The following is a 315-nucleotide window of genomic DNA, read 5'->3' as shown; positions in this document are numbered from 1 at the left end:
GAACCCTTCATATGTATAGCGAATATTTTAGAAACAAGCCCGTCGATAAGCTCATTGGTTAAGGCGTATTACCTGAGCATATCAACGATGACGCGCTAGGGCGGTGTTTAGACAGCTTGTATGAATTTGGTGTATCGAAGTTGTATCAACAGTTGGGCGAGGCTATTGTTGAGAAGTTAGGACTTCAAACCCACGCCTTACATCTTGATTCAACCAGCTTCCATTATGATGGTCAAGAGAGTCAAGACGGCGAGCTTGCACACATCCGTATTGCCAAAGGCTACTCACGCGACCACCGCCCTGAGCTGAATCAAG

At 46.3% G+C, this 315-nt stretch carries 1 pseudogene; it reads left to right on the top strand.

The window, feature by feature from the left end:
* Nucleotides 1-74: 74 nt before the first annotated feature.
* A pseudogene (locus tag R0K30_RS21470) lies at nt 75-315 on the top strand (DUF4277 domain-containing protein); the annotation flags it as partial.

The organism is Bacillus sp. SIMBA_154, from assembly GCF_046536015.1.
In the GTDB taxonomy this organism is placed as follows: Bacteria; Bacillota; Bacilli; order Bacillales; family Bacillaceae; genus Bacillus; species Bacillus pumilus_P.
This window is presented reverse-complemented; position numbering and strand designations above follow the sequence as displayed.